9 protein-coding genes are annotated in these 12,839 nt (G+C 66.9%); 3 read left to right on the top strand and 6 right to left on the bottom strand.

What is annotated here, in order from left to right:
• The first annotated feature begins 20 nt into the window (after positions 1–20).
• Positions 21–2,036 (top strand): sodium-translocating pyrophosphatase, encoded by a 2,016-nt coding sequence (locus tag MIN45_RS00565; RefSeq protein ID WP_286292685.1) that lies wholly within the window; start codon positions 21–23, stop codon positions 2,034–2,036.
• Here MIN45_RS00565 and MIN45_RS00570 read toward each other — a convergent pair.
• Positions 2,031–4,340 carry a DUF1631 domain-containing protein gene (locus MIN45_RS00570; protein WP_286292686.1) on the bottom strand — a complete coding sequence of 770 codons (2,310 nt, stop codon included), beginning with the start codon at positions 4,338–4,340 and terminating at the stop codon, positions 2,031–2,033. The genes MIN45_RS00565 and MIN45_RS00570 overlap by 6 nt on opposite strands.
• Before the next feature lie 143 nt (positions 4,341–4,483).
• On the opposite strand from MIN45_RS00570, the gene ampD reads away from it, so the two are divergent.
• A complete protein-coding gene (gene ampD / locus MIN45_RS00575; RefSeq protein ID WP_286292687.1) occupies positions 4,484–5,050 on the top strand; it encodes a 1,6-anhydro-N-acetylmuramyl-L-alanine amidase AmpD in 567 nt (188 codons plus the stop codon).
• Positions 5,032–5,793, top strand: a complete 762-nt coding sequence (locus MIN45_RS00580; RefSeq protein WP_286292688.1) for a YdcF family protein — start codon at positions 5,032–5,034, stop codon at positions 5,791–5,793. Before ampD ends, MIN45_RS00580 begins: the two co-directional genes overlap by 19 nt.
• 1 nt (position 5,794) lies before the next feature.
• Here the strand turns inward: MIN45_RS00580 and MIN45_RS00585 are convergent, their stop codons facing one another.
• From MIN45_RS00585 to MIN45_RS00605, 5 genes are read right to left on the bottom strand one after another with little or no spacing between them, the layout of a single operon-like run.
• Positions 5,795–6,460, bottom strand: coding sequence for a hypothetical protein (locus MIN45_RS00585; protein ID WP_286292689.1), 666 nt, complete (start codon positions 6,458–6,460; stop codon positions 5,795–5,797).
• Complete coding sequence (lspA, locus tag MIN45_RS00590; RefSeq protein WP_286292690.1) at positions 6,450–6,950, bottom strand: signal peptidase II; 501 nt, start codon at positions 6,948–6,950, stop codon at positions 6,450–6,452. The genes MIN45_RS00585 and lspA overlap by 11 nt, the downstream gene beginning before the upstream one ends.
• Positions 6,943–9,771: an isoleucine--tRNA ligase gene (gene ileS, locus MIN45_RS00595; protein ID WP_286292691.1), complete on the bottom strand. Its 2,829-nt coding sequence runs from the start codon at positions 9,769–9,771 to the stop codon at positions 6,943–6,945. Before ileS ends, lspA begins: the two co-directional genes overlap by 8 nt.
• Positions 9,750–10,700, bottom strand: a complete 951-nt coding sequence (gene ribF / locus MIN45_RS00600) for a bifunctional riboflavin kinase/FAD synthetase (RefSeq protein ID WP_286292692.1) — start codon at positions 10,698–10,700, stop codon at positions 9,750–9,752. The genes ileS and ribF overlap by 22 nt, the downstream gene beginning before the upstream one ends.
• 48 nt (positions 10,701–10,748) lie before the next feature.
• Positions 10,749–12,803, bottom strand: coding sequence for a DUF4962 domain-containing protein (locus MIN45_RS00605; protein WP_286292693.1), 2,055 nt, complete (start codon positions 12,801–12,803; stop codon positions 10,749–10,751).
• Between the last annotated feature and the right edge of the window lie 36 nt (positions 12,804–12,839).

Raw genomic sequence — 12,839 nt, forward strand, 5'->3', positions numbered from 1 at the left:
CCTGGCGAGGGGGTAAAGAAATGCACTGGTCGTTGCAACTGACGCTGATCGCCACCGCCCTGGGCGGTCTCTACGCCCTCGGCTGCGCGTTGTGGATCCTGCGCCAGCCGGAAGGCGATACGGCCCTGCGGCGGCCCTATCTGGCCATCCGTGAAGGGGCGGCCGCCTTCATGCGCATCCAGTACGGCACCATCGCCGCGGTGGGGGCGGTCATCTTCGCCCTGCTGTGGTGGATTCCCCGCTTCGGGCCGGTCACCGCCTGGGGCTTTGCGCTGGGCGGCATCGGTTCGGCCCTGGCGGGGCTGATCGGCATGGCGGTGGCGGTACGCGCCAACGTCCGCACCGCGGCCGCCGCCCAAACCCGCCTGGGCCGGGCCCTGCAGATCGCCTACCGCAGCGGCGCGGTGACCGGTTTCCTCCTCGGCAGCCTGGCGCTGGCGGCTGTCCTGGGATTCCACCTGTGGCTGCAGGCCCGGGGGGAAAACCTGGCACCGCTGGCGGGCCTGGGATTCGGCGCCTCGCTCATCAGCATCTTCGGCCGGCTCGGCGGCGGCATCTTCACCAAGGCGGCGGACGTGGGCGCCGACCTGGCCGGCAAGATCGAGCAGAACATCCCCGAGGACGATCCGCGCAATCCGGCGGTGATCGCCGACAACGTCGGCGACAACGTGGGCGACTGCGCCGGCATGGCGGCGGACGTGTTCGAAAGCTATGCCGTCACCCTGGTGGCGGCGATTCTGGTGGCCGCCTGGCGCACCCCGGAGACGCCGCTGCTGCAGACCTATCCGCTGGCCCTGGGCGGGGTGGCGCTCCTGGCCGGTCTGGTCGGCGGCCAGTTCCTTTGGCTGGGGAAATCGCGGCAGGTCGGAGCCGCTCTGCTGCGCACCGTGGTGATCGGCCTGATTCTCAGCGCCTTCGGCTTCTGGTGGCTGACCCGTGCATTGGCGCTGCCGCCGGCTTTGTTCCAGGCCGCCCTGGTCGGCCTCGGCGTCGGCCTGGGGCTGGTAATCGACACCGCCTATTTCACCGCCCTGCGCTTCCCGCCGGTGCAGCGCATCGCCCAGGCTTCCTGCCGGGGCCACGCCACCAACATCATCACCGGCCTGGCGGTGGGCATGAAATCCGCGGCGTTCCCCGCCCTGCTGGTGGCGGTCGGCGTCATCACCGCCCACCAGCTGGCCGGCATCTACGGCATCGCCGTCGCCACCACCGCCCTGCTGGCGCTCACCCCCACCATCATTTCCATGGACGCCTACGGCCCGGTGGCCGACAACGCCGGCGGCATCGTGGAAATGGCGGGCCTGCCGGAATCGGTGCGCGGCGGCACCGACGCCCTGGATGCCGCCGGCAACATGACCAAGGCCCTGACCAAGACCTTCGCCATCGGGTCGGCGGGGCTGGCCGCCCTGGCGCTGTTCGCCGCCTACCGGCTGGAATTCGGGGTGCGGGGACAGGGACTGGTCTTCTCCCTCGACGATCCCTTCGTGCTCGGCGGCGTTTTCTGCGGCAGCCTGCTGCCCTTCCTGTTCAGCGGCCTGGCGCTGGAAGCCGTGGGGAAAGCCGCCGGCCGCGTGGTCGAGGAAGTGCGGCGCCAGTTCCGCGAGCGCCCCGGCATCCTCGAAGGCCGGGAAGCGCCCGACTACGCCCATGCCGTCGCCATGCTCACCCGGGCCGCCATCGCCAGCATGCTCGCGCCGGGGCTGCTGCCGGTGGCGGCCCCCCTGACGGCGGCTCTGCTGGCCCCCTGGCTGCCGCCGGGAAGCATGGCGCTGCTGGTGGGGGGGATGCTGATGGGGGCGGTGGCTTCGGGACTGCTGCTGGCCCTGGCCATGAGCATCGGCGGCGGCGCCTGGGACAACGCCAAGAAATACATCGAGGCCGGCCACTACGGCGGCAAGGGTTCGCCGGCCCACCACGCCGCGGTCACCGGCGACACCGTCGGCGATCCCTACAAGGACACCGCCGGGCCCGCCATCAATCCGATGATCAAGGTGCTGAGTCTGATGGCGGTGCTGCTGGCCCCTTTCCTGCTATAGCGCCAGCGAAGCCTGGGAAGCGGGAGGCTCGTCCCCGCCCTCCTGCTTGGCCGGGTGCTGTTTGAGGGTCGCCATCATCGCCGCCAGCGCCCGGTCCATGAGCGGCACCTTGCCGTCGATGCGCTTGGCCTCGCCGCGGCGAAACACCGCCGCCAGCCCCGGCAGGGTGTATTCGGCCACCTTGACGCCACGGCGGTTGACGAAAATCCTGACCCCGGTCACCTTGCTGACCCAGGACAGTTTGGCCCGGACGGTCTTGCCGCGTGGGTCCTTGAGTTCTATCCAGTCCCCCACTTCCAGGCCGCGGGCCTGGGCGAGGAATTCGTCACCTTCCTCTTCTTCAATCCCCTCCTCCAGCATGACGATCTCTTCCTCGATGTCAGCCTCGTCGAAATCGGTCAATTCGCTGACTTCGATGTCGTCCACCTCGGGCAGATTGGTGGCAATGACGTCCAGTTCCTTCGCCAGCCGGGGATCGACGGCCGCATCCCCGGCGGGATCGAGAAGAGGACGATGGGCCTGCTCCAGCTCCCGAAAGAACAGGGCGATCTGCTTCGGATCCAGGGAAACCGCCTCCAGCTCCTGGCGCAGGGCCCGCAGCAGACCCGGCAGGCGTTTCAGCATTCGCTTGCGCTCACCGTCATTCGCAGGCAGCCGCAGACTCGCCAGCAGGGTGTCGGTCAGGGCCAGCTTGGCCTCCCAGAGTTCCGGTTCCTTGTCGCGCCGCAGGCAGGCCACCAGGAGAATATCCTTCCAGGTGTGGGTGAGAAACTGGCGCAGATACGCAGGCAACTCCCGTCCCTGGAGACGGTGGCGGATCTCCCCGGCCACCTCCTTCTTGGCCAGCGCCAGATGCTCCTTGCTCTGGGTCGCCTGGCGGGTGCGCTCCTCCAGCAACTGGCTGCGCCGGCCTTCCTCTTCCATGAAGCGCTCGAAATCCGTGAGGATCTCCTGGAACAGATCGACGTTCTGGGTGAACTCCTCCAGAATCCGGTTGACCGAGGCGGAAATCTGCCGGAACACCGAATTGGCCTCCAGGTTCTCGTCCCCCGACAGGCCGATGCCGGCGTGGGCGAGGCGGTTGAGCAACACCCGCGCCGGGTGGTTCTTCTTGGAGAAGAAGGACTTGTCCAGAATCGCCACCTTGACGATGGGGATCTGCAGGCGGCCGATCAGGGCCTTGACCGTATCCGGCAGGTTGCGGTCTTCGAGGATGAAGTCGAAGATCATCCCGATCATGTCGATGATGTCCTCGTCCACCTGGGCCAAGGCCCGCTTGTCGCCGTGGATCTCACTCAGCCGCTCGGCCAGCACCAGCTTGAGATTGACATCTCCGCCGCTGGCCAGCGCCTCGGTGAGCTTGGCCACCTGCTCCGGGTCCTGGAGCGCCGACAGCGCGCCGACCACCTCGCCGCTGTCGCTGACGGTAGCGTCCGGATGGGCGCTGGCCGACAGGGACGGCAGGCCCACCTGGGAACGCCAGGCCGCCAGCAGCGAGTGCATCGCCTGCACCGCCTGGACGTAGACGGCCTGATCTTCGGCGGACACGCCGCCGGCAACCGTTTCCCCGGCCTTGGCGGCAGCCGGGGCGGCCGCCGCTTTCCTTTTCTTCACCTTCCTGGAGATCTCCGGCAGCACCCCCTTGGCGGCGAGCAGCTCGTTCAAGCCGTCGTAGATGTCCTCCAGTTCAGGAAGGACCGTCTGCTCGTAGAACTTGAAGATGACGAGACGGACCTTGAGCTCCAGGGTCAGGGGTCTTAGCACCTCGGCGAAACGCTGCCCCAGTTGCTGGGGGCCGAAGGGGTTGTCCTCATCGCCGATTTCTTTACGGTCGGCAAGTCTGGCGAACCGCTGGTTGAGGGCGAACAGTTCCCGATGGTAGAGGGTGTTGCCTTTGTTCGCCAGAGTGGAAACCGCCAGTTCCTCCTCCAGGTTCTCCTCCTCCACCAGGGAGAAATCGTCCTCGTCCAATTCCAGCGAGGCGGCCGGTCTGGCCTGCGCCGGCTGCGAGGCATTCCAGAATTCGTCGTAACCGCGCAGCAGGGCGTTCAGATAGCTTTTCTGAATGTTTTCCCGTTCCCGGCGCAGATAGCGCATCGCTTCGAAGTATAATTCCTGCAGGGTGCTGCTGACCGCCTTGTCGGACAGGGCGAACAGCTCATCGTCCAGCCTGGCGAAGAAGCGCTCCAGGAGCGGCTGGTATTCCTTCTGGAAATACGACCGGCATTCGGCGATGATCGGCCCGGCCTGGGCTTTGGAGATCCGGCCGGCGGTATGGATTTCGACGACTTTTTTGGCATTCATGGGCTGCACTCCGGGAATCGAACGGGCGACGACCACTGACACGGGCCGTCGCAGGCTTTGCACCAAGCTTAATCGGCGGCGCGTGAAAATGCCGTGACCGGCTTCCCAAAACCACAATTCCGACGCACAGGATCGTCACATCCATGACAAAACTGTCCATCGAACACGGCTGGCTGACCCCGGTCCGGCGCCGCCCCAGCCCCAATCAGGACGCCCGCCCCGCAGGGGAGATCTCCCTGGTGGTGATCCACAACATCAGCCTGCCGCCGGGACGGTTCGGCGGCGGCCACATCGACGCCCTGTTCAGCAACCGTCTCGATCCGGCTGCCGACCCCTACTTCGCCGCCATCGCCGATTTAAAGGTTTCCGCCCATGTGCTCATCGACCGCGCGGGCGAACCGACCCAGTACGTCCCCTTCCACCGCCGCGCCTGGCACGCCGGCCGCTCCTGCTTCCGGGGACGGGAACGCTGCAACGACTTTTCCATCGGCATCGAACTGGAGGGGTGTGACGACATTCCCTACGAGGAGGCGCAATACCGGCGCCTGGCCGAGATCGTGGGCCTGCTCCTGGAACGCTACCCCGGCCTGACCCCGGAGCGGATCACCGGCCACAGCGACATCGCCCCGGGACGCAAGACCGATCCCGGCCCCGCCTTCGACTGGGCCCGTTTCCACCGCTGTCTGGAACGGTGCCGAAAGCTGTCCTGAACCATCTGCTGGAACGCCTGCTGCTGTTGCCGGGCGGGCCGATCCTGCTGATCGCCGCCGGCCTGATCCTGTGGCGCAGCCGCGGAGTCGCCTGGGTGGCGGTCCTGGGGCTGGGGTTGCTCTATCTGGCTTCGCTGCCGGCGACCACCCGGCTGCTGTGGACTTGGATGGCCGTTCCCCCACCCGTAGATCCAAAGACCGCCCGGAACCGCGCCGAGGCCATCGTCATCCTCGGGGCGACCCGCTATTCGCGCGCCCCGGAATACGGCGGCCGCGACAACCTGGCGGGACTGGGGCTGGAACGGGTGCGTTACGGCGCCTGGCTGCAGCGCCGCACCGGCCTGCCGGTTCTAGTGAGCGGACGGGGCTGGCGCGCCCCCGGCGAACGTTCGGAAGCGGCCATCATGGCCGACATCCTGGAACACGAATTCCGCGTCCCGGTAGCCTGGAAGGAGGAACAGAGCCGCTCCACCTACGAAAACGCCCGCTACAGCAGCCGGCTGTTGCAGCAATTGGGAATCGGACGCATTCTCCTGGTCACCCACGCCTATCACATGCCCCGCGCCCGCGAAGCCTTCGAGGCCATGGGGCTGACGGTGGTCCCGGCACCAACGGTCTATTTCCAGACCTTCAGCGAATACGCCGTTTTCGACTGGCTGCCGGAAATGCGGGCCCTGCGCCGCAACCGCCTGCTGGTGCACGAGATCGTCGGGCGCTGGTGGTACCGGTGGCGGTATTATTGAACTATTCCAGCATCTCCAGCAATTCCGGCCGGCTGGCCTGCTGCTCGCCGTCGATTTCGACCACGTAGTCGAAGTTGCCCTCCCCCACGCGCTCGGTCAGGCGTTCGAGCACGTAGCGGACGGTCTTCATGTCGTCGTTGGGGCCCTGGACGTAACAGGGCTTGCCATCGTGACCGTAGGTGTATTCCGTCTCGCACCGGGACGGGTCGGCATCGCCGAAGAGCTTCTCTGCGCGCCAGTATTCCTCCGCCGGCTCGAAGCCCAGTTCCTTGGCGTACGCGGCCGCCCCCTGCAGCAGCTTGCGGGCGCAGCACAGTTCCACCGGATTGACGCCTTCAGCGTGGGTGTTGGTGAGCATGGGCTTGAGCTTGCTCAGATAATCGGCCTTGCGCATCACGGTGAAGAAAGCCTCGCGCACCCCCAGGCAGTAGGTGTCCACCACGAAAGCGCTGACGGCGACTTCGGCATACGGGGTTTCGCGCGCCAGCAGCACGCTGCCCATGCCGACCTTGTCAACGCTTGCGCCCACCAGACAGTCGATGATGGGATGCTCCAGGTACTTCTCCGGCCGCAGGCCCTTGGCCTGCTTCTTGACGACCGTTTTCCGCTTGCGTTTCTGCGCCTTCTTCTGCAATTTCTTCTGGCGCTTTTTGGGGTCAACCGCCATGTCGCTCCTCAGGTTCTCGGGTTGATTCGGAAGAAAAGAAACTCTGCCACAACAACAGCCCCACCCCTACGGTGATCGCCGTGTCGGCAAGGTTGAAGGCCGGCCAGTGCCAGCCGCCCAGATGGAAATCGAGAAAATCGACCACGAAGCCGTAGCGAATGCGGTCGATGAAGTTGCCCAGGGCCCCGCCGAGAATCAGGCTGACGCCGGCGGCCTCCAGCCACCGCCCCCTGGGCAGGCGCCAGAGCCACACCGTCAGGATCACGCTGGCCCCCAGGGCCAGGGCGACGAAGAACCAGCGCTGCCAGCCGCCGGCGCCGGCGAGAAAGCTGAACGCCGCCCCGGTGTTGTGGACGTGGACCAGGCGGAAGAACGGCAGCAGTTCGACGGCGTGGCGGTAAGGCAATCCCGCCACCACCCACGCCTTGGTGAGCTGGTCGAGGATCACCACGGCCGCCGCCAGCGCCAGCCAGCCGAGGCGCTCACGCATACCGGCGCACTTCGCCGGAACCGGCCACGTTTTCCACGCAGCGGCCGCACAACTGCGGATGCTCCGGGTGGCTGCCCACGTCCTCGCGCCGGTGCCAGCAGCGCACGCACTTGGGATGGGGAGAGGGTTCGGCCAGGATCTTCAGCCCTTCCAGCTCCTCGGCCGGTTCGGCAGCCGCCGGCGCCTCCGCCAGGGGCCTGACCTCGGCCCTGGAGGTGATGAGGACGAAGCGCAGCTCGTCGGCCAGCCGCCCGAGGATTTCCTGCAACGCCTCGTCGGCGTAGAGGGTGACTTCCGCCTCCAGGGACGAGCCGATGCCACCGCGCTCGCGCAGCTTCTCCAACTCCTTGGACACCGCCTCGCGCACCGCCAGCACCTGTTCCCAGAAAGTGCGGTTCATGGGCTGGTCCTCCGGCAGCGCCTGCAGCCCCTCGTACCAGGTGGTGAGGAACACCGATTCCTCCCGCTCGCCGGGCATGAACTCCCAGATCTCGTCGGCGGTGAAGCTCAGGATCGGCGCCAGCCAGCGCACCAGCGCCTCGGCGATGTGGTACATGGCGGTCTGGGCCGAACGCCGCGCCAGGCTGTCGGCCTGGCAGGTGTACTGGCGGTCCTTGATGACGTCGAGATAGAAACCGCCCATGTCCACGGCGCAGAAATTGTGGACCTTCTGATAGACGCGGTGGAACTGGTAGTCCTCGTAAGCGGCGATCACCTCCCGCTGCAACTGCAGGGCCCGGTCCACCGCCCAGCGGTCCAGGGGCAGCATGTTCTCATAGGGCACTTTGTGCGCGGCCGGGTCGAAACCGACCATGTTGGCCAGCAGATAACGGGCGGTGTTGCGCAGGCGACGATAAACGTCGGCGGTGCGGCCCAGGATCTCGTCGGAAACCGCCATCTCGCCGCGGTAGTCGGTGGCCGACACCCACAGGCGCAGCACGTCGGCACCGAGCCTGTCCATCACCTGCTGGGGGGCGATCACGTTGCCGCGGGACTTGGACATCTTGTAGCCCTTCTCGTCCACGGTGAAACCGTGGGTCAGCACCTGGCGGTAGGGGGCGGCATCGTTGATGGCCACCGAGGTCAGCAGCGAGGACTGGAACCAGCCCCGGTGCTGGTCGGAGCCCTCCAGGTACATGTCGGCCGGAAAGCCCAGTTCCTGGCGGCGGCGCAATACGCACTCGTGGGTGACGCCGGAGTCGAACCAGACATCGAGGATGTCGGTGACCTTGTCGTACTGCCCGGCTTCCTCGCCCAGCAGTTCTTCGGGATCGAGCTCGAACCAGGCGTCGATCCCCTTTTCCTCCATGCGCCGGGCGACTTCCTCGATGAATTCCTGGGTGCGCGGATGCAGGTCCCCGGTTTCCTTGTGGAGGAACACCGCGATCGGCACCCCCCAGTTGCGCTGGCGCGAGATGCACCAGTCGGGGCGGTTTTCCACCATCGCCTCGATGCGGGCCTGGCCCCAGTCGGGAATCCAGCGCACCTTTTTGATTTCTTCCAGCGCCTTTCGCCGCAGCCCCTGTTTGTCCATGGCGATGAACCACTGCGGCGTGGCGCGGAAGATGATCGGGGTCTTGTGGCGCCAGCAGTGGGGATAGCTGTGCTCGATCACCTCGGCGTGCAGCAGGGCGCCGCGCTCGCGCAGCACCTCGATGACTTTGTCGTTGGCGGTGAACACGTGCTCGCCGGCGAACAGCGGGGTGTTGGGCAGGAAACGGCCGTCGCCGCCGACGGGATTGTCCACCGGCAGGTCGTATTTGCGCCCCACCAGATAGTCGTCCTCACCGTGGCCGGGGGCGGTGTGGACCGCGCCGGTGCCGGCCTCCAGGGTGACGTGCTCGCCCAGGATGACGGGCACCTGGCGGTCGTAGAAGGAATGCTGGAGCTTGACGCCCTCCAGATCACGGCCGCGGCAGTAGGCCACGACGCGGTAGTCGTCGATGCCGTAACGGGCCATGACCTCCTTGAGCAGCCCCTCGGCCACCACCAGACGTTCCGGTCCCTTATCGGTGCGGCACTGGACCACGGCGTATTCCAGCTCCGGATGGATGGCGACCGCCTGGTTGGCGGGCAGGGTCCAGGGGGTGGTGGTCCAGATCACTACCGAGATCGGCCCCTCCCCTTCGTGGTCGGGCACCCGGTGGCAGCGGGCCAGAAAGTCGGCCTCGTCCACCACCCGGAAGCGCACGTCGATGGCTGGCGAGCGCTTGTTCTCGTATTCCACCTCGGCTTCCGCCAGCGCCGAGCCACAGTCGGTGCACCAGTAAACCGGCTTGGCGCCGCGGGTGACGTGGCCGTGGGCGAGGATCTTGCCGAAGGCGCGCAGAATGTTGGCCTCGAACGCCGGCGCCATGGTGAGGTAGGGGTGCTCCCAGTCCGCCAGCCCGCCGAGGCGGACGAAATCCTTGCGCTGCAGCTCCACCTGGGAACGGGCGTAGTCGCGGCAGGCGGCGCGGAACTCGGCGGGGCTGACCTTGACCCCGGCCTTGCCCACGGTCTTCTCCACCTGCTGCTCGATGGGCAGGCCGTGGCAGTCCCAGCCGGGCACGTAGGGGGCGTCGAAGCCGCTCAGGGCCTTGGACTTGACGATGAAATCCTTGAGGATCTTGTTGACCGCATGACCGATGTGGATGGGACCGTTGGCGTAGGGCGGGCCGTCGTGGAGCACGAACTTGGGGGAGCCTGCGAAACGCTCGCGCACCTTTCGGTACAGCTTCATTTCCTGCCAACGGGCCAGGCGCTCGGGTTCGCGCTTGGCCAGATTGGCGCGCATGGGGAAATCGGTCTTGGGCAGGTTCAGAGTGTGTTTGTAGTCCATGTGGGTTCCTTGTCTTCGAGCCACTGGCGGGCCTGGGCCGCGTCCTGTTGAATCTGGGCACGCAACGCCTCCAACGAGGGAAAGCGGCGCTCCTCGCGCAATTTGTGCCGGAAGAACACTTCCAGCTGGCGACCGTACAGATCGCCGTGAAAATCGAACAGATGCACCTCGAGCCACACCCGGGTGCCGGCGACCGTGGGACGGACACCGACGTTGGCCACCCCCGGCCAGGGCCGTTCGGCCACGCCGGTGACGGTGACGGCGAACACCCCGCTGACCGGGCTCTTGCGGCGGAAGGGGTCGATGTTGGCGGTGGGAAACCCCAGGTCCCGGCCCCGCTGGCGCCCGGCGGCCACCCGACCGCACATGGAATAGGGCCGGCCGAGAAATTCCGCCGCGGTCTCCATGTCCCCCCGCTCCAGCGCCTCGCGCACCCGGGTGCTGCTCACGCGCACGCCTTCGAGGGTGAACGAGGGGGCCTGGACCACCTCGAAGCCCCGGGTTTCACCGACCCGGCGCAGCAGGGCGAAATCCCCTTCCCGCCCCCGGCCGAAGCGGAAATCGTCCCCCACCACCAGATATTTCACCCCTAGCCCCTGGACCAGCACCCGGTCGATGAACGCCGCAGCCGGCAACGGCGCCAGCCGCCGGTCGAAGCGCAGCACCAGGACCCGATCCACCGGCAGCTCGGCCAGGCGGGCGACCTTCTCCCGCAGGCGGGTCAACCGCGCCGGCGCCGCGGCGCCGCGGAAATACTCCTGCGGCTGGGGTTCGAACAGCACCACCGTCACCGGCAGCCCCATCCGCGCCCCCACCGCCGCCAGACGGTGGATGACGTAGCGGTGCCCCAGGTGGACGCCGTCGAAATTGCCGATGGTCGCCACCGTCCCGGGTGCCGGCAGGTTATGGAGGCCGCGGATCAGGCGCATCGCATCAATGATCGAACAAAGCAGGGCATTTTAGCAAATTCGCCGCCGTCAACGGGCCTCGACGGTCAGATCGAGCGTCCCGCCCGGCAGATCGACGAGGACGCCGGGACGGCCGGCCGGAAACCGCAACCGGAGCGGGCGCTTCCCTTGCAGGCGGCAACCGATGACTTCGCCTTCCCGCCACGGAATCACTGCGGTCGGATTGGCCTCCCCCCGCAACGCAGGCTTCAGCACCAGCAGGAAACGGTCACGCTTGCGGGCCGCCGGCGGCACCACCTCCACCCGCCAGCGCCCCGGCTCCGGTCTGGGCTCCCGGTGGGCCGCCACCTTGCGCCAGACCTCGCCGCTCTCATCGTAATTCCGACCATCCACCCAGAATTCGAAGCCGGGGCCACCGCTGGGATTCAGATAGGCTTCCTTGGGGAACAACACCTTCGCCTCCAGGTATCCGCCGCGGCGGTGCAGTTGCGGCTTCGGCGGAACATCGACCCGAAAACCGCCCTCACCGAGCCTCGGTCGTTCGAGGGTGTGAATCAGAAGGCGCTTGATGAAAGCGGGGTCGGTGGCGGTCACGTCGTCGTGGATCACCACCACGTCGTTGCGGCGGTCGTAGAGGAAAGTGCGCCAGTAGCGTTCGACCCGGCAGGTGCGGTCGAAGAAATTGCCTTCGCCGCAACGGTGGTTGGTATAGGCCGGCGTCAGTTCCGCCACCGCCACCACCAGACCGTCGCCGGCGTGATAACGGGCGATGCGGCCGGTGTGGTAAGTCTCGTAGTCCTCCCGCCATTCGTCCAAATCGATGGGCGCCCGCTTCCCCCACCCGGAGCCGACCCGGCGCTGGCCGCCGTCGTTGGCGATGAGACGCGGCGGTTTCTCGTCCTTGCCTGGCATCGGTGCGGTGTCGTCCGGATCGGTCACGGTGACGACGTTGTGGGCGATGGTCTGGTAGCTGTAGTTCATGTGGTGGTCGGACCCGTATTTCGGTCCGTAGAGGCCACTGTCGATGACCAGTGGCCCGCCCTTGTAGAGGGTGAAGCTGCCCTGGTCCAGGTGAGTGTGGGACCAGTAGTTGTCGCCGGCCTTAAAGGTGACGTAGGTGGCATCCCTGCGCCAGTCGCTGCGGGCGATGACCATGCCGATGCCGTCGAAGTGTTTCTGCAGCGGCAGGGTTTCGACCGCCTCCGGGCGGCACAGGGAATCGTCCGGCAGCGGCCCCCAGGGCCAGGCGGTGGGGCGGAGCCGGCGGGGACAACCGAAGAAGGTGTAGGCGGCAGCGTCGCGGTACTCCAGCGCCAGGGCGTAACGCTCCGGCACCCGGCGGTCGAAGTGGCCGGCATCGCCCCAGCGCATGTGGGTCCGATCGGGACGGTGGCGGTAGACGAGAAAATCCAGAAATCCCCGAATCCCAGGCTCCCGGAACAGGTCCTCCCCCGTGGCCCGGCGCCACATCGACGGTACGCTGTACGCCGCCCGACCGATGCCGATCCCCACGTATTCTCCGCCTTCGTGCCAGCCCCCGGTATGGCCCATCACCTGGCGCCAGACCGGCAGGACCCGGTGTTTCCACAGATCGTAGGCGAAAGCCATGCACTGCTCGCCTTCAGGATGATCCCCATAAAGGGCGATGGCCACCGCCATCAGGGCCTGGAACGGGGCGTTGTAGAGATAGACGTTGTAAGGCGACAGGGCGGCGCTTTCGATGTAGTCCCTCAGATAGCGGCAGCCTTCGGCCAGTCTGTCCTGCAGCCGGCGGCGCTGGGCCGGGGAGAGGCGGGGATAAAGCCAATCGTAGGCTTGGGCGAGCGGCATCGCCTGACGGTGACCGCGCCCCCGGTAGGCCAGGCCGGACAAGCGGCGAACGAGGGCATCGATCTTCTTCGGATCGGGATGCAGATGGGCTTTCAGAATGGTGGAATAGAAACCCGCCACCCCCGCCAGCGCGTGCTGATCGATGGGCGGCAGCGCTTCCTTTAGACGCTGCCTCTCCGCCGCCGTCGGCACCGGCAGGCGCGGATGGGAGAAACGGAATCCCGCCAGCTCGCCTTCGGCGGCCGGCAATGCCGCCAGCAGGCCGAAAACAGCGAGGAGGAAAAGGTATCGCACCCTGAGAGCCGCTATAATCATCCCATCCATCCCCGG

Origin of the sequence: Methylomarinovum tepidoasis (assembly GCF_030294985.1) — a bacterium.
GTDB classification, from domain to species: Bacteria; Pseudomonadota; Gammaproteobacteria; order Methylococcales; family Methylothermaceae; genus Methylohalobius; species Methylohalobius tepidoasis.